The following is a 24,905-nucleotide window of genomic DNA, read 5'->3' as shown; positions in this document are numbered from 1 at the left end:
GACCGCTACGGTCGTGCGCCGGGGCGCGGGTCCGGCCGGCCTCAGTCGTTGACCAGGGGCAGGTAGGCCAGGACCGCGCCCAGGGCGAGAAGGCGTCGGGGGAGGAATTCCGCGATGGTGAGTCCCACGACGTCCGCGGCCTCGCCCGGGTCGGCCACTGGGGGCCAGATCAGACGCAGGGCGGCAAAGTCGGTCGCGGCGGGGTGGGATGGGAGGAAGCCCGGGACGACGGGCCCCGGCATGTCGGTCGACGCGGTCGACGCACGCGGTTCGGTTGATGCGCTGGCACTGACACTGCTCATTCATGCGCGGTAACCGGCGCGGTGCGCGGCGGCCAGGGTGTCGAATGGGCGGCAGGCGAGCGGGCCATCGGACGGACGGCGGGCAGCAGGCGAGCGGGCCGCGGGCAGCCGATGGGCGGCTTCCGGACCGGGCCATCGCGGGCCATCGCCTCGCGGCTCCTCGGGTGGCGGGCGGACGCAGGCCCACTAGAATAGTGAGAATGGACACAGGTATACGGCAGGGCGGCGACGAGACGCGCAGTGAGCGGAGCGCTCGCGCCCCCGACGTCACCGGTGCGACCCTTGAGGAGCTGGCCGCTCACCTGGCCGCCCTGCCCGACGCCGACGTCGCCGGGCTCCTCACCGCTCGTCCCGATCTGATCGCTCCGCCGTCGGCCTCCTTCACCGCGCTCGCGGCACGCGCCGGAGCGCGTCCCAGCGTGGAGGCGGCCCTGGCCCGCCTCGACGCCCCCACCCTCGCCGTCGCCGAGGCCGTTGTCGCCCTCGGCTCTCAGGACGCCGCCCCCCTGTCCGACGCCCTCGGTCTGGAGCCCGAGGGCGTCGTCGCCCGTTTGGAGCGGCTCACCCGGCTCGCCCTGGTGATCGAGGCCGGTCCCGTGGCGGGCCTTGCGGACGCCTTCGGTCCGCACCCCTTCGGCCTGGGGCCCCTGACCGACGATCCGCCCGCTCTCCCGCCGGCCCTCCCCGCGCTCCTGGCCGATCCGGGAGACGTGTCCGAGGCGGCGCTCGGCATGCTGCAGGCTCTCGCCTGGGGGCCGCCCGTGGGTACGCTGCGGGCCGGCGGCAGAGCGCCCGGTGCGGTCGAGCTCGTCCGGCGCGGCTGGCTGGTGCGTGACCACGACACCGCCGGTCGCACCCGTTTCGTCATGCCCCGGCAGGTCGCTCTCGCGCTGCGCGGCGGCCTCCTGTCCCGCGAGCCCCTGGCCGCCCCCGACCATGCCGATCTGGAGGTTCTGCCCGCCGACGCCGTTGCCGCGGAGGCCACTCGCCACGGCGAGGAGGCCGTCCGCCTGGTGGCCGCCCTGCTCGCCGAGTGGGGCCGTGAGGGCGGGCCGGTCCTACGCACCGGAGGGGTGGGCGTGCGCGCGCTGGGCCGCACCGCCGAGGTTCTCGACGTCGAGCCCGCCACTGCCGCCACCCTCATCGAGGCCGCGGCCGCCGCCGGACTGCTCGGGCTCGATGACGCCGGGGCCACCTGGGTGCCCGCTCGAACGGCTGCCGCCTGGCTGTCCGCCGAGCTTCCCGAGCGGTGGGCGGCACTGGCGGCCGCGTGGGCCACCAGTGCTCGCACGGCCTGGCTCGTCGGCCGGCGCGGCGACGACGGCACCCTGCGCCCGGTACTGGGCGCCGACGTCGAGGCCGCCTGGGCCCGCGCCCTGCGTCGCCGTGTCCTGGCTCTGCTCGACTCGCTGCCCGAGGGGACGGCGGTGACCCCGACGTGGGTGCGCGCCGCGCTGACCTTCGCCAGGCCGCGGCGGCCCGTTCCCGAGGGCGCGGTCACGGCGGTGCTGTCCGAGGCCGAGCTGCTCGGCCTGACCGGGGGCGGGGCGCTGAGTCGCGCCGGGCGCCTTCTGGCGGGCTTCCCGAAGGGGGGAGACGACGCCGATGCCGCCGGGGCCGGGGCCGAGTGGCCGGGTGACGGGGATGACGGGAGCGAGGAGCTCCTGACCCGATTGGAGGAGGCGCTCGCCGCCGATCTTCCCGACCCGGTCGATATGCTGCTGGTTCAGTCCGACCTCACCGCGATCGTCCCGGGGCGCCCCGCCCCGGCGCTGGCGGCGGTGCTCGAGCGCTGCGCCGTGGTCGAGTCGCGCGGCGGAGCCGTGACCGTCAGGTTCACCGCGGACTCGGTGCGCAGGGCCCTGGACGCGGGCTGCTCCGGGGACGGGCTCATCGAGGCGCTGGGCGCGCACAGCCCGACCCCGCTGCCCTCCGCCCTGACAGTGCTCATCGAGGACGCCGTCCGCCGTCATGGCGCCGTGCGCGTTCGAGCGGCCGCCAGTCTTCTGCGTGTGGACGACCCGGCGGTGGCGGCCGGCCTCGTCACCGACGCGCGGCTGGGCGACCTGGCGCTGACGGAGATCGGTCCTGGCGTCCTGGCCTCCTCGGCGTCGCCCGCGAGGGTGCTGCGCGATCTGCGGGCGACCGGGCGCGCCCCCGTCCTGGAGGACGCCTCCGGTCGATTGCTCGTCGCGGGTGATGCCGAGAGGGGCCGGCGTGGCGAGGCGCGGGCGCCGGAGCCGGCGCGTCCCGGCTCGCAGCACGCGGTTCGCCGTCGCCGTCACGATGCGCGCGAGCTCGCGGCCCTGGTCTCCCGTCTGCGCACGGGAGAGCAGACGCGCGTCGATTCCGGAATGCCCGCGAGCGCCGCGACGGACCCCGCCCACGCCCTGGCCCTGCTGCGTCAGGCCCAGGCCTCACGGGAGCAGGTGCGGCTGCGGCTGGCGGGAACGGACGGCGCCGTGCAGGAGCGGAGGGCTCGTGTGCTCGCCGTCGAGTCCGGACGGGTGCGGATCGCCGACGTCGTGCGCCAGACGGAGCTGACGGTGGCTGTTCACCGGATCGTGTCGGTGAATACTGAATGAATACCGAGTGAATACCAAGTGAATATTGAGTGAGTGCTGAGTAGGTGATGAGTGGAGCCGGGCGTGAGGAGCGGGTGGGCGGGGCGGATCCGGGTGGCCCCGCTGCCCCCTTTCGTCGAGATCGGTTCAGTTCCGCATCGAGATCGGTCCGGCGACGGCGCGCCCGGCCACCGGAATCGCGAGTCGGACATCCTTGCGCGAGTCCGACGACGCCGCCGTCGGACTCGCGCGGAGAAGCGCGACTCGTCCCGGAACGCCCGATTCGTCCCGGAACGCCGGACTCGTGCGGATAAGCCCGACTCGACGGGCCGTATCGGAAAGCGGGGACACGACCTCGTGCGGACCGGGTGCGCCGCCCGGGCCCACTGGTCGACCCGTCTGCGCCGCCCCCTACACTGGAAGGGTGACTGACGCAGACGCATCGAATACGACCGGTTCCGCGGGAGCCGCCTCGAACGGCACTCCGGAACCGGCCGCCGTCGAGCGGCCCGGCTCCCTGCCGACCAGGGCCGAGAGCACGGCGGCCGCCAAGGACCGGACCCTCACCTCCCCGGCCGCCGTCGAGCGCGCCCGGGCGGCCCTGGGGGAGATCACCGAGCCGCTGTCGGTCGGAGAGCACACGGCGGCCAAGCTGCAGGCCGAACGTCTGGTCACCCACCTCTTCGAGTGCAACCTGGCCGGCTACAACGGCTGGCGTTGGGCGGTGACCATGGCTCGGCCTCCGCGCAGTCGCACTGCGACGGTCTGCGAGCTGGAGCTCCTGCCCGGCGAGGGCGCGCTCCTCGCCCCGCCCTGGGTTCCCTGGGCCGATCGTCTCCGTTCCGGTGATCTCGCTCGTTCCGACCGCCTGCCCCGGCGTGAGACCGACGAGCGTCTCGAGGCCGGCTGGGAGGCCGCGGGCGAGGAGGGCGACAGGACCGCCCTCGACGAGCTCGACCTGGGACGCGCCCGCGTGCTCAGCTTCGAAGGGATCCAACGCGCCGCCCAGCGGTGGTACGACGGCGACCATGGTCCGGATGCGGATGGCGTTCGCAAGGCGGACGCGACCTGCTCGTCCTGCGGCTTCCTCCTGCCCATGGCCGGGCGGATGCGTCGAGTATTCGGCGTCTGCGCCAATGAGCTGGCCGTCGATGATGGCCGGGTCGTGTCCATGGACCACGGCTGCGGTGCTCACTCCGAGACCGACCTGCCGGATCAGGACTCCGACTGGCCGGTGACGCCGTCGCGCATGGATGAGGGATTGATGGAGCCGCTCGGCACCGATGGCTCCTCGATCCGTGGTGGGCGCAGCCGGATGAGCGACCGGGCCGACCGGGCCGGGGCCGGGACTCCTCCCGGAGAGGGGTGTCGCGGGGCTGAGGCGGAGGCGGCGTCCGAGAGCGCCGGGGGGCGCGAGTCCGCGAGGGCGGGGGAAGGCCGTGCCGACGCGAAGCGCGCTCGCAGCGCCCGTGCGATGGCGATCACGCTTGTGCCGGCCCCGGATGAGGGGACGGAGAAGCCCGGGAAGCCGGGGAAGTCGGTCGAGAAGCTCGTCGCGCGCAAGGAGGACGAGACTGCGCGCTCGTCCCGTTCGCGTCGCGCCCGGAGGGCGACGGCGCGACAGTCGAAGGCGCTCGAGGCCGAGGAGGCGCAGAGGCGCGCGGCTGCGGGCGAGCCCGCGGAACGGGCGGCCGCCGCTCGGGATGCTGTCGCGAGTCTGAAGGCCGGGTTGCAGGAGCGCGGCGCCGCGCCCGAGGTGGTGGGACCTGCGAGCCTGACCGAGCTGGAGGCTCACCTTCCCCGCCGAGATCGGTAGTACTCCGCGTCGAGATCGGTCCGGGCCGGCGGCGATGGCGGCGCGCCCGGACGGCGTCAGCGGGTGACCAGGGCCTCCAGGCCGGTGATCGGCTCACCGGGCGGCGTCGCGTCGACGACCGCCGCATTGGCGATGATCCGCTCCACCGCTCCGACCACCCGGCCTCCGGCGGCGTGCGGAGTGAGAAGGAGATTCGGAGCATCCCAGAGCGTCGAGTCGGCGGGCAGGGGCTCGGGATCGGCGACGTCGAGGCCCGCCGCGCTGATGGCGCCCGAGCGCAGGGCCGCCTCCAGGGCCTCCTGGTCGATCGTCGTGCCGCGACCCGCGTTCACGACGACGGCGCGGCGTGGCAGCCGTGCGAGCCGCTCGGCGCTCAACGCTCCCGCGGTCTGCGGCGTGCTCGGCAGGATCATCACCAGCAGGTCGGTCCAGGGCAGGGCCGACTCAATGTTGTCGACCGAGATGACCTCGAACCCGGCGCGTTGTCCGGCGGAGCGCGCGACCCCGCGCACACTCGCCCCGAAGGCGGTCAGCAGCTGCGCCGTCGTGATCCCGATCGCCCCGAAGCCCCATATGAGCACTCGCGCCCGGAACAGCGTCGTCAGGCGCTCCGGGTCGTGGACCGGATGGGCGCCGCCCAGGGTCGGCTCCCACTCGTGACGGTCGGCCGCGCGCACCGCCGTCGGCAGGGAGCGCACGCAGCCCAGCGCCAGGGCGGCCACGTGCTCGGCCACGGTGCGGTCGTGGAAGTGGCGGCCCGAGGTGATCGCCACTGAGTTCGGGAAACCGGCGGCCAGGACGTTGTCCGGTCCGGCGGCCAGCGTTTGGATCCAGCGCAGTCGAGTGAGGTATCCGGGCATCTCCGCCAGCACATCGGCGCTCCCGGGTCCGCCGCCGCCCCACAGGACCAGGCCCTCGGCGTCGCGGTGCTCGGCCGGGACGGGCTCGGCCTCGCTGAACAGGACGACCTCGTGCCCCGCGTCGCGGATGGGGGAGGGGTCGATATAACCGGTCTCAGTCAGGAGGATCTTCATGGAGCCAGCCTCCCACGCCGTCGGGCTCCCGCCCAGCCCGGCGGCGTTCCCACCCGGCCCCGCAGTCTTGCCGCCCGGCCCGGCGGCGTCGGGCGACCCGTGCCGCATGCGGAAGCGGCCCCGTATAGGCAGGGAGAGGCACGATGACCTGGGGCGACCCGTGCCGCATGCGGAAGCGGCGCGCGAGTCGTCGGATCGAGATGTCCACGTGACGAGCGCGGCGAGCGCCACCCGATTCCGTCTGGAAGAATCACGCTGTGAGTACGCACACCCCCACCTCCCGGACGGCGGCCTCCCGCGGCTCCGCCCTCGACGCCTTCTTCCACATCACCGAGCGCGGCTCGACGCTCGCCCGCGAGATTCGCGGCGGCGTCGTCACCTTCTTCACGATGGCCTACATCCTCGTGCTGAACCCGCTCATCCTGTCCACCCCGCACGACGGCATCGCCCCGCTGGGCACCACCGAGCAGATCGCCGCCGGCACCGCCCTGATCGCCGGGGTCATAACCATCCTCATGGGAGTGGTCGCCAATTACCCCATGGCTCTGGCGGCGGGGCTGGGCATCAACGCGATGATCGCCTACACGCTCGTCGGCATGAATGGCATGACCTACGCCGACGCCATGGGGCTCATCGTCATCGAGGGCGTCATCATCCTCATCCTGGTGCTCACCGGTTTCCGCGAGGCCGTCTTCAGAGCGGTCCCCGCCCATATCAAGACCGCGATCAGCGTCGGCATCGGCCTGTTCATCGCCCTGATCGGCCTGGTGGACGCCAAGGTGGTCCGCGCCGGCGGCACTCCGCTCGAGCTGGGGCTGGGCGGGTCCCTTCAGGGATGGCCCGTGCTCGTCTTCCTCCTCGGCCTGTTCCTCATGCTCATCCTGCACGTGCGCAGGGTGAAGGGCTCCATCCTCATCGGCATCGTCGCCTCCACGGTGCTCGCCGCTGTCATCGAGGCCGTCGTCCACCTGGGCGCCTACAACGACGACCCCGACGCCGGGCCGGTCAACCTCACCGGCTGGGCCCTGTCGGTCCCGTCATTGTCGGGCTCCCCAGTCGAGCTGCCGGATCCGGCCACTCTCGGGCGATTCAGCCTGCTGGGCTCCCTGGACAAGGTCGGCATCGTGAGTGTCGTCCTGCTCGTCTTCTCGCTGCTGCTCGCGGACTTCTTCGACACCATGGGCACCATGATCGCGATCGGCGCCGAGGGAGACCTCCTGGATGCCGACGGCAACCCGCCGAGGACCCGCGAGATCCTCGCCGTCGATTCCCTTGCCGCGATCGCCGGCGGCGCGGGCGGTGTCTCCTCCAACACGTCCTACGTCGAGTCCGCGGCGGGCGTGGGGGAGGGCGCGCGCACCGGCCTGGCCTCCGTGGTCACCGGCGTCCTGTTCCTGCTGAGCATGTTCCTCGCGCCGGTCGTCTCGATGGTGCCGTACGAGGCCGCCACCCCGGCGCTGGTCGTCGTCGGCTTCCTCATGATGACCCAGGTGACCGACATCGACTGGAAGTCTCCGGAGGTCGCCCTGCCGGCCTTCATCACCATCATCATGATGCCGTTCTCCTACTCGATCACGAACGGCATCGGCGCGGGCTTCATCGCCTATCTGGTGGTTCAGCTGGCGCGCGGGCGGGTCAGGGAGATCCATCCGCTCATATGGGGCGCCTCCCTCCTGTTCGTCATCTACTTCACGCTCGCACCCATCAAGGCGATCCTCGGGATCGTGTGAGCCGACGACGGCGGTGGCCGGCGCGCGCCGGTAACCGCCGGCGGCCCTCCCCCTCTCTCCCTCGTCGAGTTCGGTTCGGTTCCGGCTCGAGTTCGGTTCGTTGTCGTGGTTGTGCGGTGGGGTGGTTCGTGGCGGGGCAGGTGGTGGGTGGTGGTTGTCGGACGGACGTGCTGTGCGGCTTGCGGTCGGGGTGGGTGGCCGTGGTCGGGGTGTGGGGGTGATGGGTCGGGTGGGGTCTGGTGCGGTGGGAGGGTTGTGCGGTGGTGCCGTTGCTCGTGCGGTCGTACGTCCGACGGGGCCGGCGGCCGTTGCCTCGGGCCGGTCGTACCCGGGCTCGCGCGGTCGTACCCGGGCTCGCGCGGTCGTACGCTGCGGCGCCGGGTCGTACTGTAGGGGGGCTTTAGGGTACGACCGTGCGGCGTCGGGTACGACCCCGCGGTGCCGGTCGGGCCCGTGCGGGGCGAGCGGTCCGGCGCTCATGGGGGAACGACTCCCGCCGGCGCACGGCCTCGCCCCCGTCGAGGTCGACATTTCGGCGCGAGTCCGACGACGCCGCCGTCGGACTCGCGCCGAAATGCCTGCCTCGCGGCCCCGGCCCCCGGGCGCGCCGCCGTCGAACCGATCTCGACGCGGAACTCGACCGATCTCGGCACGGAACCGAACCGATCTCGACGACTGCGGGCCCGGCCTTCGCGGGCCCGAGAGCGCCGCTCCCGCCTTGGCCCCACCGTCGCCCTCCGCCCCCGGCGTTGTCCCCACCCCGGCGTCGCGCTGGCCCGGGCATCGCGGGCGTAAAATCAATCGATCCGCACGACATCGCACGCGCACCGTCCCGCACCGGAGCCGGGCGGCGGCCCGTCGGCGGGCACCCGTTGCGCACCGGTGGGACGGCTCGCCCGTCGGCCAGTGCTCGGCTGCCGGCCGACCCGCCCCGGACCCGCCCGCTGCACTCGTCGGCGACCCCGAGTCCCAGGGTCCCGCCGCTCCGTCAGGGCGTTGCGCGTCCTCTCAAAGAAGCTGGAGTCGTTCCGACCGTGAGCAGCACCTTCGAGTCGCTGAAGTTCCACAACTACCGTCTCTGGTTCTGCGCCGCCCTCGTCGCCAACACCGGGACGTGGATGCAGCGCGTGGCCCAGGACTGGCTCGTGCTGCGAGTTCTCACCGACGACTCCGCAGCGGCCACGGGGATGACGACCGCGCTCCAGTTCCTGCCGGCGATGCTTCTGAGCGCGCACGCCGGGCTCGTCGTCGACCGTGTGGACCAGCGCAGGTTCCTCGTCATCACCCAGACGGCGATGGGCGTCGTCTCGGCGCTCCTCGCCGTTGACGTCCTGATGGGGCGCGCCCAGCTGTGGCATGTCTATCTCGCAGCCCTCGCCACCGGCGTCGCGAGCGTCTATGACGCTCCCGCCCGGCAGATCTTCGTGGCGCGGATGGTCCCCGCCGGAGACCTCGCCAACGCAGTGGGCCTGAACTCGGCCTCCTTCAACGCCGCCCGCTTGCTGGGACCCGCGGCGGCCGGTCTGGTGATCGCCTGGATCGGGGCGGGCTGGGTCTTCCTGGTCAACGCGCTCACCTTCCTGTTCCCGGCCCTGGTGCTGATGACCATGCGCGTCTCCGAGCTCTACGATCTCCCCCGCGCGGCGCGGGCGAAGGGACAGGTGCGCGAGGGACTGGCATACATGCGCCACCGCGCGGACATCATCGTCATCATCGTGGTCATCTCGGTGGTCTCGATGCTCACGCTGAACTTCCAGGTCACCATGGCCGCCATGGTCCGCAGTGCTTTCGCCATGGAGTCCGACGCCTACGGCACGGTCTCCTCGGTCTTCGCGATCGGCTCGCTCGCCGGCGCCCTGTGGGCGGCGCGCCGTCGTTCCCCGCGCGTGCGCACGGTCGTCGGCGCCTCGTTCCTCCTGGGAGCCTTCACGCTGGTCATGGCCGTCATGCCGAGCTATTGGCTCTTCGCCGCCTCCACGATCCCGGTCGGGCTGTGCGTGCTCACCGTCCTGACCGCCGCCAACCAGACGGTGCAGCTGACCACCGCGCCGGACATGCGCGGGCGCGTCATGAGCCTGTACATGATGTGCCTCCTGGGGACGACGCCGATCGGGTCGCCGCTGATCGGGTGGGTCTCGGACACCTGGGGGCCGCGCACGTCCCTGCTGGTGGGCGGCGCCGCGGCGGTGGCGGTCTCCCTGATCGCAGCCGTGTGGGCCCGCCGCCACTGGCACGTGAGCCTGACCTACTCCTCTACTCGTCGCCACCTGTCGGCGGGCGGATCGCACGGGCGGGCGCTGCCGCCGCGGCGGGGCTCCTCGCCGGACGACGACGCCGGGTGAGCCGCGGCGCGCTCGGCGGTGCCCTCGGGCCCGCGAGGAGAGCCGCCGGCCCCGACGGGGCGACATCATCGACGTCGCCAGGCGGTGCCCTCGGGCCCGCGAGGAGAGCCGCCGGCCCCGACGGGGCGACATCATCGACGTCGCCAGGCAGTGCCCTCGGGCCCGCGAGGAGAGCCGCCGGCAGGCGGCCGCCTACGCGGCGCGGCTCAAGGCGTCCTCGGGCCCGCGAGGAGGGCTTTGGGACCCCGCCCCGCCCGACGGCATCCGGTGGGCGCGGCTGGGGCGGGGACGCGGGAGCCCCTGGGCGCGGGGCTCGGCCTGTACATGCTGGAGGAGATCGGCGGGGGCAGAAACCGGGAGCCCCGGGGCGCGGGGCCCGGTCTCTCCGCCGTATCGCGGGTTGGCTCCATGACGCCCGGATATTGTGGAATCCGGGGCGCGGGCCGGTCGGGACCCGCCGCCCGCATGGCGTCCGCCCGACGCCGTCGAATCGCGAGGAGGCGCTGAGCGTGAGTGAGCTCATCGACACGACGGAGATGTATCTCAAGACCGTCTACGAGATGGAGGAGGACGGCGTTCCTCCCCTGCGGGCGCGCATTGTGGAGCGTCTCGACCACTCCGGGCCCACGGTCTCCCAGACGGTCGCCCGTATGGAGCGCGACGGCCTCATTCATGTGGCGGAGAACCGGTCGCTTGAGCTCACGCAGACGGGTCGAGCCCGGGCCACCGAGGTCATTCGCAAGCACAGACTTGCGGAAAGACTGCTCCTCGACGTCATCGGCATGGACCGTCGCCTGATTCATGAGGAGGCCTGTCGCTGGGAGCACGTGATGAGCGAGCAGGTCGAGGAGCGTCTGGCGGAGATCCTCCGGGACACCGACACGGACCCGTTCGGCAACGACATCCCCCTGGACGCCGCGGCGCGCCCGGCGCCCGCCGCCGATGAGGTCAGCGCGGCGCACCTGAGCCGATCTGGGGAGACCAGTGCGGTCGTCTCGCGCGTGGGCGAGCCCATTCAGGCCGATGCCGAGCTCATCGCCCGGGTCGAGGACGCCGATATCCGGGTCGGTGAGACGGTCCGTCTGCGTGCGGCCTCCGGCGGCGTGCGCGTGGCCGGTCCCACGCAGGAGCCCGTGATGCTCTCCCGCGACCTCGCGCCCCATCTCTTCCTGCGCAGGTGAGCGCATGCGGGCCGAGTCCCGTCCGATCTCGCCCGCGCCCGATGAGCTCCGCCGGGGACTGCCACGGTCGTCCGTCGCGTCTCACTGCGATGAGCCGTCGCGCCCTCGCCCGACGGGACTCGCTCCCCTTCCCCGTTCCATCGGCCTTCCCGCTCGGGCTCGGCGCCTCCCGCCTCCGCCCCTCCTCCGGCGGGGTGCGCGGAGGCGCCTCGACGACGACGGGTTCCGGGCGGTACCGACGTCGTTTTCCCCGAGTTTCCCGGGTCCGCGGCGGGTGGCGCGGCTGCTGTGACGAGGGGCCCGGGCGCGTGGGTGATCCCACAGAGGTCCGGCGTCCACCGGCTTCACACGGGAGGTAAAAGTCCGCTAACGTAATTGGCGCAGTCGATGAAGTCGGCTGTGGAGAGGCGGGCAGAGCCTAAGCCTGCCGGTGCCTCGCCTCTTCCGTGATCGTACTCAAGACACCATCGGCAGGCCCGGGGGAACCACTTTCTCCGGCTCGGGTCCCGCCCACGCGGTTGGCCCGAGCCTTGGGGTGAAGCCCGCGCAAGCGGGCCGGGCGTCTCCCGCCCGAACCCGACAGCTAACTCCGTCGGCTCTTCAGGAGAAAATTCAGTGACTTCAAGCGACAAGGCCCGTCACCGCAAGGCCGCTCCTCCGCTGACCCCGCTGTCCACCGCCGGTCCCGTTGCCCGCCGCGGCCTCGCCGTCGCCGCATCCTCGGGTCTGGCTCTCACAATCATCGCCTCCGGCGCCAATGCCGCCGGGGATGGCGCGGACGTCGGCGACTCCGCCGGTGCGCTGACGAAGACGGGGGTCGACACCCTCGCCAATGACGCTCGTGAGGCCGTCACCACGAACGCGGCCATCACCACGTCCCAGACGTCCAGGCTCGAGGCCGCCGACCCGGTCGCGGACGTCACCGCCGAGGCCCCGGCGCCCGTCGTCGAGCAGCGGCCCGCCGCCCAGGAGGCCGCTCCTCAGGAGGAGGCCCCGGCGCAGGCACCGGCCGAGGAGGAGCAGGCCCCGGCGGCTTCCGCGGAGGAGTCGCCCGCCCCCGCTTCTCCGGCGCCCGCCTCCTCGGCCGGCTCGATCGCCGCCCTCGCCATGCAGTACGTCGGCTCCCCCTATGTGTGGGGCGCCTCGGGGCCGAGCGCCTTCGACTGCTCCGGTCTCGTGTCCTACGTGTACGGCCAGTTCGGCACCTCGCTGCCCCACTCGTCCGAGGGGATCCGCAGCGCCGGCACCCCCATCTCGGCTGCCGAGGCCCAGCCCGGCGACGTCATCTGGTGGCCCGGCCACGTCGCCATCTACGCCGGCGACGGCATGATGGTCTCCGCCGAGGACGAGAGCACCGGCGTTCGCTACCTCCCCGTCCGGTCCGGCGGTACCTTCCTCCGTATGTGAGAGGCGCGTTTCTTCGCGTCCCAGGCCGTCCCCGGTCTCAGTTTCTCAAGATCGGGGACGGTTTTTCATCCTGGGGGAGGAGGCGCACGAAACAAAAGTGTGATCTCCCACAGTCGTGTGCGTGATCTGGCCGTGACACGCCGGGCTTCCCTCGGGTACCGTTGCCCCTGTTGCGAGGCCCTCCTCGTGATCCTCGGTTCGAGGCTTCGTCCTGCCGCTCGAACTGGGGCTCCTTTCCCAAGCTATGGCAGGAACGGGGGAACCACAGAATGGATCGCGGTGCGCTGCGCTCCGCGAACCTCAGGGGTGAAGTCTGCGAGAGCAGGCCGGGCTTCTCCAGTCCGAACCCGACAGCTCACCTCGGCAGCTCAACAAGGAGAGAAATGTCCAGCACCAAGGCTCGTCATCGCAAGGATGCCCGTCCCGTCACGTCCGTCACCCCGGTGGCGCGCCGCAGCCTCGCCGCTGCCGCTTCCTCGGGTCTCGCGCTGACGATGATCGCCTCGGGCGCTCACGCGGCCGGGAGCACGGAGGCCGAGGCCTCCGCCGGCTCCTTGAAGGAGGCCGGTGTTGGCACGCTCGCGGCCAATGCTCGTGCGGCGGTATCCACTAATGCCGCGGTTCACGTCTCTCCGGACGCCTCCACCGAGGCCGCCGACGTCGCTGCCGACGTGACCGCCGAGGCTCCCGTCGTCGAGCAGCCCGCACCGCAGGCCAACACCAGCACCGACGAGTCGGCCTCCAACTCCACCACCGCCACGAACGCTTCGGCCACGGAGAACGCGGCCGATTCCGGGCGCTCCACGTCGAACCCCGCCCCGGCACCCGCATCCAACGCCGGGGGCGCTGTGGCGATCGCCATGCAGTACGTCGGTCGGCCCTACGTCTCCGGCGCCGCGGGGCCGGACGCCTTCGACTGCTCGGGCCTCGTCCAGTACGTCTACGCGCAGATGGGCATCTCTCTTCCGCGTACCGCCCAGGCGCAGGGCTCGGCGGGCAGGCTCGTCTCCGCCGCTGAGGCCCAGCCCGGCGACATCGTCTACTTCGGCCACCACGTGGGCATCTACGCCGGTGACGGCAAGATGATCGATGCCGGCACGGAGTCCACCGGCGTCGTCTACCGCGACATCTACGAGACCCCGATCGGTTACGTGCGAGTCGGCTGAGGTCGTCGCGCCGGCGCGGTGGAGCGGTCGTCCCCTCGGGACGGCCGCTTTCTCGCGTTCCTCGCCTCCCGCGCTTGCGCCTCCCGTACTCGTTGGGTTCTGCCCGCCTTCGTCGGGCCCTGGCCGTGCTCCTCCGGACACCGGCCTCTGAGCGGGCCCGTTCTCTTCGGGCTCCGCCCTCTGGCCGGGAACCGCGCTCTCCCCCGGGGCCCGCCTTCTTCCCCGGGGTCCCGCCCGAGCCACGACCCTCCTCGAGCCTCCGGAGCCCGGGCTGAGGCAGGACACTCGTTTGTTGACGCAAGCCACACAAGGCGGTGGCGTTCAGTGGCTTTGACCACACGGCATCGCGAGGCAGAATGATCCGTATCGGATTCCCGGCGCCTGGAGAAAGGGGCACAAGTCATGTCCGAAGGCGGAGTCATCCTGGTCGGAGTTGATGGATCACCGGAGTCGCTCGGTGCGGTCGACTGGGCGGTCGCCCGGGCCGCCTGCGAGGACTGGCGGGTCCACATCCTGTGCGCGTACTCCCTGCCCTCCTTCACCACTGCTTCCCTGGACGGCGGGTACGCGGCTCTCGACGACACGGCCGTGCGGTCGGGCGCCCAGGCCGTCGTCGATGAGGCGGTCGCCCGAATCCGGGACAAGGGAGTGCCCGTGACCAGTTCCCTGGAGACGGGCGACCCGGCCGGAGTGCTCGTCGACCTGTCCGACGAGGCGGCCCTGACCGTCGTCGGCACTCGCGGCGGCGGCGGTTTCGCCGACCGCCTGCTCGGAACCGTCTCGTCGGCGCTGCCGGCCCACGCCCACTGCCCCGCGATCGTGGTTCCCCGTCATACCGAGGGCTCCGACTACACGCCCGTGCGCCGCATCGTGGTCGGCGTGGACGGCTCGGACTCGGCCCGCAAGGCGCTGCGCTGGGCCGTGCACGAGGCCGATGTCTGGGATGCCGAGCTCACCGCCATCGCCGCCGTGCCCATGGCCTCCGGCGCCGGCGCGCTGGCGTGGCTGCCGGCGGCCGTTGATCGGGAGCAGGTACTCGCCGACGTCCGCTCCGGCCTGGACCGCGCCGTGGCGGACGCGATCGAGGGACATCCCAAGGTGGTGGTGCGTCGTCACGCGTTGGACGGCAACGCGGCCGAGCTCATGGCGGAGTTCTCCACCGCCGTGGACCTGGTCGTCGTGGGCTCACGCGGCCGGGGCGGGTTCTCGGGGCTGCTGCTGGGCTCGGTGAGCCAGGGCGTCCTGTCGCACGCGTCCTGCCCGGTCATGGTGGTGCCCGCCCGGACCAAGGATGAGGCCTCCGCGGGAGGGCGCAGCCAGGGCATCCCCTGGGGGCGCGCCTGAAGGTCCGAGCAGCGGGAGCATCTCGATCCTGCCGCGGCCCCGTGGCTCCGCCTCGGCGCCGCGTGCGGTAGGGTTGGGCGCGGGCCCTCGTAGCTCAGGGGATAGAGCACCGCTCTCCTAAAGCGGGTGTCGCGCGTTCGAATCGCGCCGGGGGCACATGATGCGAGGGGCCCGCCCCGATGGATCATCGGGGCGGGCCCCTCGCGTATCCGGCGGCCTCCTCGCTGCGTGAGGACGTTGCGGCCCGGCTCGGGCGGACCTTTCTCGTATCGGGCGGCTCCGTTGGATGCCGGCCCCGCCACCAGCCCGAGCAGGCGGGCCTCTCGCGTATCGGGCGGCTCCGCATCTCGACCGGCCCGCCGGGTCTCAACCGGGCCCTCGGGTGCGGTCGGGCCGACGCTCGGCGCGCGAGAACCCCGGACGATCTCTCGGTGCGGAGGCGAACCGATCTCGACGCCGAGGACCGGCTCGAGAGAGCTCCGGGTCGCGATCCGACCGGGCCGCAACCGGGTTGGAGCCGGTCCGAGATCGGCGGAGGAGGTCACACCCGCGCCGCCCAACATGTCGTGGCTCGGGTCGGAGTGCCTGCGCCCTTCGGCGACCTCCTGCCGATATGTTGGGTATATGACGCCTTCACTCTTCTCATTCGGACGCAGCCGGCGTCGCGCCGGCGAGCCGACGGGTCAGCCCGAAGATGTTGTCGCGTCCACTCCATCGCCGCCCGTGCCGCAGGAGGAACCCGCTCCGCCCGTCGAGCCTCCGGCGCCTCCCGTGTCCCCCGAGCGCCGGGCCCTGGTGGATGATGCCCTGACCGCCTGGCGCGACGAGCTCATCGACGTGGGGGGCGCCTCCAGCCTGGACGACATCGGACTGCTCGATGCTGTCGTGGACCTCACGACCGCCCATCCCTCCGGGCTGGCGCAGCTCTACGCCGGACGTCCTACGCACCTGGGCAACCTCGTGCGCGAGCACGAGGCCCTGGGGCGGGCGCGCCAGAGCCTGAGGGATGTCGCGGGGCACATGAATCTGCTGGCCCGCCAGTTCGGCGTCGCCCCCGTCTACCTCGCCATCGGCGTGGCGACCTGGACCGAGACCGTGCCGGCCGACGAACCCGCGCCCCGCCTCATGGCCCCGTTCGCCCCGCGGCCCCGAGCGGGCGACGCGACGGGCGACTCCGCTGGTCCCGCCGCACCCGCGAGCCCGGCGAGCCCCGAGACGGTGAGCCCGGCCAATCCCGGGCCCGTCAGCCCGGCCGATGCCGGCGCGGCGGGTGCGCCGGCATCGGCTGCGTCGGGCGCGGCGGGCACACCGCCGTCGGCCGCATCGGGCATGTCGGCCTCCCGCCGCGACGCCAGGGCCGCCGAGCACGGTGACGCGTCCGGAGCCCGGATGATCGTGCGTCACGTCAACGCCCCCGTGCTCCTGCGCCCCGTGCGGCTGTCCAGCGCCACCGCCGAGCCCTCGCTCACCCTGGACCCCTCCATCGAGGTCAACCCCGTGCTCACCCGGGCCCTGCAGCGCTACGGCTCGACCACCGATGTCGAGGCCATCGCGCACGCCGCCCTGTCCGCGGAGGGCTTCACCCCGCGCGCCGCTCTGGCGCGCATCGGGAGCCTGGGCCGGGAGTACCTGCCCGGCTTCGAGATTCACGAGCGCCTCGTCGTGGGGGCCTTCGTCCATCCGGGTCAGGCTCTCATCGAGGACTTCGACGCCACCATCGAGCGCGCCCGCACCTCCGCGCTCGTCGCCGCGCTCGCCGGGGACGACATCGCCCGCGACGCCCTCGACGTCGAGCTGCCCGCCCCCGGGGCCGAGGACCGCCCGCCCGGCGCCGAGCGCGGCGCGGGCGACCTCGACCCCGCGCAGCTCGACGCCGTCGAGGCCGTCGGCTCGGGCGCCTCGCTGCTGCTGGACGCCCCGCCCGGCTCCGACGCGGCCGCGTCCCTGGCCGCCATCGCCGCCGACGCCGCCGCCTCGGGCCGCACCGTGCTCCACGTGCCCGCCACCAGCGCCGACGGGCACGCCGTCGCGGATGCGCTGCGAGACCTGGGGCTGGGCGAGATCGTGCTGGACCTGACCGAGGACGCCTCCTGGCGCCGTCACGCGGGCGAGGGCATCAAGGAGGCCCTCGGGGCGACGCCGCCCGCGCTCGACGTCGCCGCGATCGTCGATATGCGCGAGCGCCTGACGTCCGTGCGCGCGCACCTGACCCGGTACGTCGAGGCGCTCCACAGACGCCGCGAGCCCTGGGGCGTGTCCGCCCACGACGCCCTGCAGAGGCTCGCCGACCTCACCACCGGGCGCGTGCGGGCGCGCACCAAGGAGCGGATCGCGCCGGAGCGACTCGAGCGCCTCGACGACGACGGGTGCAGCCGTGCCGTCGCCCTCCTCACTCGCGCCAACATGCTGGGGGTCTTCTCCCCGCGGACGCGCTCGTCGGTCTGGAACGGCATCAGCATCACCGATATCGACGAGGCCACCGACGTGCTCGCCCAGCTGGGCCGGCTCGCCGATGAGCTCCTGCCGGCCGTTCTGCGGCACACCGCCGAGGTGGCCTCCGATACCGGGCTCACCTGCGCCTCCACCCTCGCCGACTGGTGCGAGCAGCTCGACATGCTCGACGGCGTGCGCGACTCCCTCGATATCTTCATCCCCGAGGTCTTCGAGCGCTCGGCCGCGGACATGGTCATCGCCACGGCCTCCAGGCGATGGCGCGAGGAGCGCAGCATCGAGATGAGCGCCTCGACCCGTCGGCGCTTCATCCGGCAGGCCAAGGACCTCGTGCGCCCGGGGCGCGATGTCGATGACCTGCACGCCGAGCTGGTCGAGGTCCAGCAGCGCCGTGAGGTCTGGCGGCGCCACGATCCCGAGGGCGGATGGCCCACTCTTCCGTCCGGGCTGGACGAGATGAGGACGATCGCCACTCGGGCCCGCCGGGCCGTCGCCGAGGTCCAGCCCGTGCTCGGGCGCGCGCAGGGCGCCCCGGACCTCATGGACATGAGCCTGGGGGACCTCAAGACCCATGTGCGCGCCCTGGCCGACGACGACACCACGGCTCAGATCCTCCCCGAGCTCGGTCGCGTCACGGCGCAGCTCGACGACCTGGGCCTGGTGCCGCTGGCGAAGGACCTGGCCGACCGCGGCATCGACTCGGGCCAGATCGAGGACGAGCTCACCTACTGCTGGTGGTCCTCGCTGCTGGCGCGGATCCTGCGCGACGACCCGGCCCTGGGCGGGCTCGACGCCCGCGCCCTCAACGACATGGCCGACTCGCTGCGAGAGCTGGACACCGCCCAGGCGGGCTCGCTGGCCGCTCCCGTGGCCCACGCCTGCGCCCGCCGAGTGCGCGCCGCCGTCGAGGCCGACAAGGATGACGCTCGCGAGCTGTACCGCGCCCTGTCCCGCGACGACGGGGTTCCGCTGCGCGACATCATCGCGGCCCACCCGGTGTCCCTGATCGCCAAGCCGGTGTGGATCGTCCCGCCCACGCTCGTCCCCCAGGTGCTGACGCCGGATGCCGTCGTCGATCTGGCGGTCCTGGACGCGAGCGCCCAGATGCCGGTCGCGCAGGTGATGCCGGCCTTCGTACGGGCCGAGCAGGTCCTGGTCGTGGGGGACCCGCGGCGGGCGACCTCCGGTCTGGCCGCCGAGCTCGGGCCGCTGCTGCCCAGCGTCACCCTGCCCACCGGTCGCAACACCCTCGACCCGCGAATCGCCGCCTTCCTGGCGACCAACGGCTACGAGGGCGTCGTCGAGGCCGTGCCCTCCCCGCCCGGGACGTCCAACCTGTCCCTCGACCTCGTGGAAGGGCGGGGCATGCCGGCACCCGGCCAGATGGCCGTGGAGTCGGTACCCGCCGAGGTCGAGCACGTCGTCGATCTGGTCATCGACCACGCCCTGAGCCATCCCGAGAGCTCCCTGGCGGTCGTGGCTCTCAACGAACGGCACGCCGAGGAGATCCGCAGGGCCGCCGCCGCCGCGGTGGCGGGCTCCGTGGCCCTGGAGGAGTTCTTCGCCGCCGGGATCGCCGAGCCCTTCGTCGTCGTGGACCTGTCCGAGGCGCGCTCGCTGCGCCGGGACCACGCCATTGTCTCCGTCGGCTACGCCAAGACTCCGCACGGCCGCACCATCCACAGCTTCGGCCCCGTCTCCCGGGCCGGCGGGATGGTGGGGCTCGTGGAGGCGCTGTGCGTGTCGCGCAACCGCACGCGGGTCGTCTCCTGCCTGGGGCCCGACGACCTCGACCCCGAGCGGCTGCACGCCCCGGGCGCCCGGCTGCTGCGCGAGGTACTCCTGCGCGCCTCGGGGACGGACGCCGTGGAGATCGAGGACGCCGCGGTGCCCGATCGGCTCCTGGTCGATCTCGCCGAGCACCTGTGGCGCAAAGGACTGGAGGTGGTGCCCCGCTACGGCGTGCCCGGCGGTCCGCGCATCCCTCTGGCCATCGGGCACCCCGACTACCCCGGTGAGCTGTTCGTGGCCGTGCTGACCGACGACGACGCCTACGTCGCCGAGCCGAGCCTGCGACGCCGCGACCGCCACTGGGTGGAACGACTCCAGCGGCGGGGCTGGCTCGTGCACACGGCCTTCTCCGCCGGCGTCTTCGTCGATCCCGAGGCGGAGGCGCGCCGGGTCGAGGCGCTGGTGATGTCCGTCCTGACCGCGCGCTCCAGGGCCGAGCAGGTGCTCCGCGAGCCGGCGCCGCCCGCGCACGTGGAGGAGACGGCGCCACCGCCGCCACCGCCCGAGCCCGCGGCGCCGCCACCGCCGAGGAGCGCTCGTGGGCCTGAGGCGAGTCCCCGAGCGACGCGGCCGGGAGCCGTCGGTGCGCACGGCGCCGACGACGGGCGCACCCGGCGGCCCCCGATCGTCGAGGGGCTGCCGCTGCAGGCCTACTCCGATGACCAGCTCGACGACATGATGGCGTGGATCCGCTCCGACGGCGTCAAGCGCGACGAGGAAGCCGAGATCGAGGAGCTGCGGGCCGCGCTCGCGCTGACGCGTCACGGCGCGGGCATCAGCGCGGTGCTCTCCAACGCCGTGCGGCGGACCCGTTGAGCCGGCGGCGGCGCGCCGTCGCGCTCTCGCCGCAGGACCGGGCGCGGGTCGCGCGCGGCGATCGTCCCGAGGCGGACGCCGAGGTCGAGCGGCGCCGGGGGATCGACCCCCTGACGGACGCGCTCGCGCGCGAGGACGAGGCGCTCGGGTACCGGGGCGACGAGGAGAGCGTCGGCGCCAACGACAGCCGGCTTCTGCGCGACGTGCCTCCCCACTGGGGCTGAGGCCACTGGGGACGCCGAGGACGGGACGGCCGGGAGTGCGGTCAGCCGGCGACCGCGCGGACGGCGGGCCCGGCGATCCCGGCCCGCGTCTCGTCGCCGACCTCCTGGGTCGCGTGGGTGGGGGGCACCATCGGGACGCCGTGCGCCGGTGCGGAGGCGCCCACCGCGCGCAGCACGAAGGTGTCCAGGGCGTCGAGGTAGGCGGTGCGGGCGACCGGGTCCGTCGGCGTCGGGCGCCCGCCCATGACGCAGGCGTGCACGAGTGGGATGACCTGGGCCGGGTCCTGCGGCGGGATCGCCCCGTCGGCGACGGCGTCGTTGAGGATCTGGGCGAGCATCTGCGCCATGAGCCCGGCGTGCGCGCGCAGCCGACCGGCTGTTCCGCGGGAGACCGAGTTCGCCAGCGGGCCGGACGCGGGGAAGTGGAAGTGCCGTTTGATGAGGGCCTGCTGGCGCACGTAGACGCGCAGCCGATCGATGGGGTCCTCGACGCCCGCCAGCGCGGCGGAGAGCTCCTCGGCGTAGCGGGCGGTCTCGTGCTCCATGAAGGCCAGGAGGAGATCCTCCTTGTCGGCGAAGTGGTTGTAGACCGCGGTGCGCCCGACGCCGGCGTGCGCGGCGACGTCCGACAGGGTGATCTTGTCGAAGGAGCGTGCGGCCATCAGCCTCGAGAGCGCATCGAACAAGGCGGTGCGGGTTCGTTCGCGGTGCTCGGCGAGCGAACCTCCCATGATCTTCGGCATGCCATCACCCTAACCTACGAGGTGACGGAAATGCGATAACCGTCATATAGAACGTACGACGTGCGGGGGACGGGGCGCCGAAGCGTCCGCCGCTGCGCGGATCGCCGCCAGGATGGGCAGGTCGGCGGGCAGCCAGGGCAGCGCCTCGAGGTCGTCCCATGCGACCCATCGCACCGACGTGTGCGCCCGCCCGCATCGCGGTCCGTGGTCCGGGTCGGCCGGTTCCGCGAGCCAGACGCGCATCCGGTATCCGTGCATGGCGGGCCAGGCGGGGGAGTCGTCGCCGGGGAGGCGGGTGGAGGAGCCGTCCGCGGCGGCGTCCCGGGGCGGGGCCGTCACGGCCAGCTCGGGGGCCGGACGGACCTCGGGGCCCAGGGCCACGACCAGGTCGAGCTCCTCGGCCAGCTCTCGCGCGAGCGCCCGGGTCGGCGCCTCGCCGGGCTCGACCTTGCCACCGGGCAGCTCGTACTGGCCGGCGTGCTCGGCCGGGTAGGAGCGGGCGGCGCACAGCATGGCCGTGGGGCCGGCCAGACGGTCCACGACGGCGGCGGCCACCACGAGCCGGGAGGGGCGGTCGGTCATGCTCGGAACCCTATCGGTCGTGCTTCGCCGAGATCGGTCGAGTTCCGGCTCGAGATCGGTTCGGCGGCGCTGGCGGGCGTCGAGTCGGGCATATCGGTGCGAGCCCGACGACGGCGCCCTCCTCCCCCGGGTGCTCCGCGGCTGAGGCCCGGGCCCGGACCGCACAGGCTCCTTGCAGCCATACCTGGCACACTTCCCGCCGTGAACATCGACTGGAACTCGTGGTGGCCCGACGCCGCCCTTCCCTTGTCCAACGGCGCCTCGGGCCGGTACGCCCTGTGGATCGCCCTCGCGGTTCTGGCGGCGGTGCTGGTCGTCCCGACGGCGCGGCGCTGGGGGCGCACCCTCGTCACCATCGTGCACGAGGCCGGGCACGCCGGCGCCGGTGTCCTCGTGGGCCGCAGGTTCCAGGGCTTCGTCGTCGAGAAGAACCTCGCCGGGCATGCCGTGACCGCCGGCAAGGAGCGCGGCCCCGGACGGATCTTCACCACCTGGGCGGGCTACCCGACTCCGGCGGTGCTCGGCGCTCTCATCGCCCTCGCCGCGCTGGGAGGCTGGAGCGGCCTCGTCCTCATCCTGGCCGCCGTGGTTCTGGTCGTGCTCCTGGTCATGTCCCGCTCCGTGCGCACGGTGCTCCTCGTCGCGTTCGTGGGTGCGCTCACGTTCGTCCTGTGGCGGTGGGGCGACGCCGTGGCCGGAGTCCCGCTGCGCGCGGGCATCGTCGCGGGGGTGGGGCTGGCACTGCTCGTGGGCGCCTGGGACTCCCTGCGCGATGTCGCCGTCTCCCGGGACGGCGCGCAGGATCATCGCACGCTGGCGGCGCTCACCGGCGTGCCCGCGGTGCTGTGGCTCGCCACCTGGTTCCTCGTCGACGCCGCGGCGACCGGCGCGGTGGCGTCGAGCATATGGAACGCCCTGACCTGAGTCCCCTCCTCGCCGGGCGCCGTCGGCGGAAGAGTCGGCTTCTCGAACACTTGTTCGTCGGGTTCCCTCCTCGTCGGGCGCCGACCCGGGCGGCCAGGTGGCGGCGCCGGGCGGCTTCGACCGATACGCTGGGGCGAAGACGCATCTGGACCACTCACCCCAAGGAGCGCACGTATGACCGGTCCTCTTCACCTCCTCGCCCGAGGCCTTCTGGCCGGTGTCTTCGTCAGCGGCGGCATCAACCAGGTCAAGGGCGCGCATCTCCTCGCCCCCAAGGTCGACGCCGCCAAGGAGGAGTACGGGGTCATGATCGACGTGGCGGGAGAGGATCTGGTCCGGCTCAACGGCGCGGGCATGGCGATCGCCGGAGGGGCCCTCGCCCTGGGCGTGGCGCCGCGCCTGTCCGCCGCGGCTCTCATCGGCATGCTCATCCCGACGACGGTCGTCGGGCACCCCTTCTGGAAGCTGGAGGACGAGGCCAAGCGCCGCGCGGCGGTGTCGGGGATGTTCAACAATGCGGCCGTCATCGGCGGTCTGCTGCTCGTGGCCGCCGGGCGCAGGCGCTGAACCCCTGCCGGGCCGAGAGGCGCGACGAGGCGAAGGCGGTCAGGGGCGGGCGACAGGCGCGGGAACGCCGGGTCAAGAATGAGGCCCGGAACCGCTGCGGCCCCGGGCCCTGCTGGAGCGGGTGACGGGAATCGAACCCGCGCTGTCAGCTTGGGAAGCTGAAGTTCTACCATTGAACTACACCCGCGCTCACCTGCCGTGAGGTGCTGGAGCAGCATACCTCACGTGGCCCCGAACGTGAAAACGTGTCCAATCAGGCTCTCCGAGTCGTACTCCGCCCCCCGCAGTTGTGGAGATGCGGGCCGCAGACCCGTTAGCCTGGGCCGGGGTCGTCACTCGGGCGACCCTTCCCCACCAGTGAGAGGCCCTTGATGAGTAACGCGTATGACCCCTCCGGATATCCGCAGGCGATGCCCGGCGGCGGCACCCCCAGCGCCGACAGCGGCCAGGCGGCGGCCCCCTACTCGGCTCAGAGCCCCTATCCTTCCTCCGCGGCCTCGGGTGCGCAGGCGGGCTACCAGCAGCCCGGTTACCAGCAGCCCGGTTATCAGCAGGCGGGCTACCAGCAGCCCGGTGCGGCCTATGCGGCGGGCCCCGGGGCCCAGCAGAGCTACTATCCGGGGGCGGACCCGGGGCAGATGGGCTTCCAGCAGCCCGGCGCCTACTACGACCAGAAGTCCAAGGTCGCCGCCGGTCTGCTCGGCATCTTCCTGGGCTCGTTCGGCGTCCACAACTTCTATCTGGGCTACACCAACAAGGCCGTCGGCCAGCTGGTGGGGACGATCATCGGCTTCATCCTGAGCTTCATCGTCATCGGGGTCTTCATCGTTATCGGGATTGAGATCTGGGCGCTCGTCGAGGGCATCCTCATCCTGTGCGCGCAGCCCGGTTCGCAGCCGTGGGGCGTGGACGCCCGCGGGATCCCCCTGTCCAGCTGACGTGCGACCGGCGCGTCCTCCCGCTGCGAGCGCGCCGGCGCGGGCCTTGCGCCGACTGCGCTAACCCCGTGGGGCAGCGTCAGGCGCATGGCACAATCGACCCGTGCTCCTCTCCGATCGCGACCCCCGTGGGGCAGCGTCAGGCGCATGGCACAATCGACCCGTGCTCCTCTCCGATCGCGACATCCGCGCCGAGCTCGACGCCGCCCGTGTCGTCCTCGAACCCTATGATCCAGAGATGCTCCAGCCCGCCTCGATCGATGTGCGGCTGGACCGCTGGTTCCGCCTGTTCGACAACCACCGCTATCCGGTGATCGACCCGGCTGTGGAGCAGGACGGCCTCACACACGTCATCGACGTCGGCCCCGACGATCCCTTCGTCCTGCACCCCGGCGAGTTCGTGCTCGGCTCCACCTACGAGCGCGTCACTCTACCCGACGACGTCGCCGCCCGTCTGGAGGGCAAGTCGAGCCTGGGGCGTCTCGGCCTGCTCACCCATTCCACCGCCGGCTTCATCGATCCCGGCTTCACCGGGCACGTCACGCTCGAGTTGAGCAACACCGCCACCATGCCGATCAAGCTGTGGCCGGGCATGAAGGTCGGCCAGCTCTGCTTCTTCCGCCTGTCCAGCCCCGCTCAGGCTCCCTACGGCTCCGGTGCGCACGGCTCGCGCTACCAGGGGCAGCGCGGCCCGACAGCGTCACGGGGCCACATGTCCTTCCGCCGGATACGCATTGAGGATCCGAGCGAATCGATCTCGGGGGGAACCCGCTTCAATGATGCGTCCTCGGCCGGAACCGAGGTGCAGGCATGACGACGCACCGGGCCGACGGGCCCTCCCGTTGGCCCGGCGAGCCACTCCGTCGGGCTGCCGATACAGGGCGTCGAGCCGCCGGTCCGGCTCGTGGGACTGGTGGTTCTGCCGGGGGCGGTGACGGTGCGTCCCGTCGGGCCGGTAGAGGTCGTCGGGCCGCCGGTTCCGC

Annotated in this window: 18 protein-coding genes, 2 tRNA genes and 2 riboswitches; of the genes, 15 read left to right on the top strand and 5 right to left on the bottom strand. The window is 72.8% G+C overall.

Annotation, left to right across the window (positions count from 1 at the left end):
* Positions 1-41: 41 nt before the first annotated feature.
* Complete coding sequence (locus G448_RS0113680) at positions 42-302, bottom strand: hypothetical protein (protein ID WP_156911058.1); 261 nt, start codon at positions 300-302, stop codon at positions 42-44.
* Between the two features lie 200 nt (positions 303-502).
* Between G448_RS0113680 and G448_RS0113675 the strand changes: the two genes are divergently transcribed.
* Complete coding sequence (locus tag G448_RS0113675; protein WP_026408435.1) at positions 503-2,887, top strand: helicase-associated domain-containing protein; 2,385 nt, start codon at positions 503-505, stop codon at positions 2,885-2,887.
* A 403-nt stretch (positions 2,888-3,290) separates the two neighbouring features.
* Positions 3,291-4,682: a DUF3027 domain-containing protein gene (locus G448_RS0113670; RefSeq protein ID WP_245572353.1), complete on the top strand. Its 1,392-nt coding sequence runs from the start codon at positions 3,291-3,293 to the stop codon at positions 4,680-4,682.
* Between the two features lie 56 nt (positions 4,683-4,738).
* Here the strand turns inward: G448_RS0113670 and G448_RS0113665 are convergent, their stop codons facing one another.
* Positions 4,739-5,716: an NAD(P)-dependent oxidoreductase gene (locus tag G448_RS0113665; RefSeq protein ID WP_026408433.1), complete on the bottom strand. Its 978-nt coding sequence runs from the start codon at positions 5,714-5,716 to the stop codon at positions 4,739-4,741.
* 257 nt (positions 5,717-5,973) lie between these two features.
* Here G448_RS0113665 and G448_RS0113660 point away from each other — a divergent pair, with 257 nt between their 5' ends.
* The 9 genes from G448_RS0113660 (at position 5,974) to G448_RS0113615 (ending at position 20,168) form a co-directional block, all read left to right on the top strand.
* Positions 5,974-7,446, top strand: coding sequence for an NCS2 family permease (locus tag G448_RS0113660; RefSeq protein WP_026408432.1), 1,473 nt, complete (start codon positions 5,974-5,976; stop codon positions 7,444-7,446).
* Positions 7,447-8,480: 1,034 nt separating this feature from the next.
* Entirely contained in the window at positions 8,481-9,788 is a 1,308-nt protein-coding gene (locus G448_RS16810; protein WP_051269100.1) for an MFS transporter, read from the top strand.
* A 509-nt stretch (positions 9,789-10,297) separates the two neighbouring features.
* Positions 10,298-10,969, top strand: a complete 672-nt coding sequence (locus tag G448_RS0113645) for a metal-dependent transcriptional regulator (protein ID WP_026408431.1) — start codon at positions 10,298-10,300, stop codon at positions 10,967-10,969.
* Positions 10,970-11,412: 443 nt separating this feature from the next.
* Positions 11,413-11,582: riboswitch (cyclic di-AMP (ydaO/yuaA leader) on the top strand.
* A 2-nt stretch (positions 11,583-11,584) separates the two neighbouring features.
* Positions 11,585-12,376 carry a C40 family peptidase gene (locus G448_RS0113640; RefSeq protein WP_026408430.1) on the top strand — a complete coding sequence of 264 codons (792 nt, stop codon included), beginning with the start codon at positions 11,585-11,587 and terminating at the stop codon, positions 12,374-12,376.
* Between the two features lie 217 nt (positions 12,377-12,593).
* Positions 12,594-12,760, top strand: a riboswitch (cyclic di-AMP (ydaO/yuaA leader).
* Entirely contained in the window at positions 12,760-13,542 is a 783-nt protein-coding gene (locus G448_RS0113635) for a C40 family peptidase (protein ID WP_026408429.1), read from the top strand. Its footprint overlaps the riboswitch before it by 1 nt.
* Positions 13,543-13,944: 402 nt before the next feature.
* Positions 13,945-14,886, top strand: a complete 942-nt coding sequence (locus tag G448_RS0113630) for a universal stress protein (RefSeq protein WP_026408428.1) — start codon at positions 13,945-13,947, stop codon at positions 14,884-14,886.
* A gap of 83 nt (positions 14,887-14,969) precedes the next feature.
* Positions 14,970-15,042 (top strand) — tRNA-Arg (locus tag G448_RS0113625).
* A 468-nt stretch (positions 15,043-15,510) separates the two neighbouring features.
* Complete coding sequence (locus G448_RS0113620; protein WP_026408427.1) at positions 15,511-19,944, top strand: hypothetical protein; 4,434 nt, start codon at positions 15,511-15,513, stop codon at positions 19,942-19,944.
* Positions 19,941-20,168, top strand: coding sequence for a hypothetical protein (locus G448_RS0113615; protein ID WP_026408426.1), 228 nt, complete (start codon positions 19,941-19,943; stop codon positions 20,166-20,168). The genes G448_RS0113620 and G448_RS0113615 overlap by 4 nt, the downstream gene beginning before the upstream one ends.
* 41 nt (positions 20,169-20,209) lie before the next feature.
* Here the strand turns inward: G448_RS0113615 and G448_RS0113610 are convergent, their stop codons facing one another.
* The gene (locus tag G448_RS0113610) at positions 20,210-20,911 is read right to left on the bottom strand and encodes a TetR/AcrR family transcriptional regulator (protein WP_026408425.1); all 702 of its coding nucleotides are present in this window, start codon (positions 20,909-20,911) and stop codon (positions 20,210-20,212) included.
* A 42-nt stretch (positions 20,912-20,953) separates the two neighbouring features.
* A complete protein-coding gene (locus tag G448_RS0113605) occupies positions 20,954-21,493 on the bottom strand; it encodes an NUDIX domain-containing protein (RefSeq protein WP_026408424.1) in 540 nt (179 codons plus the stop codon).
* A gap of 201 nt (positions 21,494-21,694) precedes the next feature.
* Between G448_RS0113605 and G448_RS16805 the strand changes: the two genes are divergently transcribed.
* Positions 21,695-22,417, top strand: a complete 723-nt coding sequence (locus tag G448_RS16805; RefSeq protein ID WP_034495457.1) for a M50 family metallopeptidase — start codon at positions 21,695-21,697, stop codon at positions 22,415-22,417.
* A gap of 174 nt (positions 22,418-22,591) precedes the next feature.
* A complete protein-coding gene (locus G448_RS0113595; RefSeq protein ID WP_026408423.1) occupies positions 22,592-22,984 on the top strand; it encodes a DoxX family membrane protein in 393 nt (130 codons plus the stop codon).
* A 113-nt stretch (positions 22,985-23,097) separates the two neighbouring features.
* Here G448_RS0113595 and G448_RS0113590 read toward each other — a convergent pair.
* Positions 23,098-23,171 (bottom strand) — tRNA-Gly (locus G448_RS0113590).
* A 184-nt stretch (positions 23,172-23,355) separates the two neighbouring features.
* Between G448_RS0113590 and G448_RS0113585 the strand changes: the two genes are divergently transcribed.
* Positions 23,356-23,922, top strand: coding sequence for a TM2 domain-containing protein (locus G448_RS0113585; RefSeq protein WP_026408422.1), 567 nt, complete (start codon positions 23,356-23,358; stop codon positions 23,920-23,922).
* 163 nt (positions 23,923-24,085) lie between these two features.
* Positions 24,086-24,736 carry a dCTP deaminase gene (dcd, locus tag G448_RS0113580; protein ID WP_026408421.1) on the top strand — a complete coding sequence of 217 codons (651 nt, stop codon included), beginning with the start codon at positions 24,086-24,088 and terminating at the stop codon, positions 24,734-24,736.
* The last annotated feature ends 169 nt before the right edge of the window (positions 24,737-24,905 follow it).

Origin of the sequence: Actinomyces gerencseriae DSM 6844 (assembly GCF_000429265.1) — a bacterium.
Taxonomy (GTDB): domain Bacteria; phylum Actinomycetota; class Actinomycetes; order Actinomycetales; family Actinomycetaceae; genus Actinomyces; species Actinomyces gerencseriae.
This window is presented reverse-complemented; position numbering and strand designations above follow the sequence as displayed.